Raw genomic sequence first — 658 nt, forward strand, 5'->3', positions numbered from 1 at the left:
GCGGAGAAGACGGATTGCTATGTCAGTCCCGAGGAATACAAGGCCCTCACGGAAAATCCCTTTGTGCTGGGCGAAGCGCCTGTGCCCCTGTTTTACGGCGCGGCCTGCCAGGATGTGAACACGGTGGGTGGCTTTGCCAACTGGGTACAGGACGCGGAATATACCATCTGCCCCCACTGCGGGAAACCTATGAAGTATCTGGCGCAGATCCAGTGGGATACGGTGTTTGACTGTGCGGAGGGCACGCTCTATGTGGAATTCTGCCCGGACTGCCATATCGTATCCATGCAGCATCAGCAGACCTGAGAGGAGACCTTGCCATGAGTTTGCCAAAGCGTGATGGCGTACATGACCGCTACTATCTGATCCACAAGCCGGACACTTCCCCGGAGGTGCTGGCGGAGGCGGATCTCTGCATTCAGGATGTGCTGAACGGAACCGCTCGTGAAAATCACTCCGCCTACCCGACCGTGGTGCGAAATCACAACGGGACACCCTTTCTTCCCAACCAGCTCATGGAGCGGTATCTGTCCAAACTGCCTTTGAAGGGATTCCCCTATGAGGAAGCTGTTACATTCTGCGATGCCCTGCGGCGGTTGGTGGGCTGGCAGGAGATCCGCTATACATTGGAGAAATACATAGAAAAGCAGGTGCAGGA

Annotated in this window: 2 pseudogenes; both read left to right on the forward strand. The window is 56.1% G+C overall.

What is annotated here, in order from left to right:
• Positions 1-306: pseudogene (locus B5F88_RS19940) on the forward strand (hypothetical protein); the annotation flags it as partial.
• Positions 307-320: 14 nt separating this feature from the next.
• Positions 321-658: pseudogene (locus tag B5F88_RS19945) on the forward strand (hypothetical protein); the annotation flags it as partial.

This window comes from Flavonifractor sp. An306 (assembly GCF_002159455.1).
Taxonomy (GTDB): domain Bacteria; phylum Bacillota; class Clostridia; order Oscillospirales; family Oscillospiraceae; genus Flavonifractor.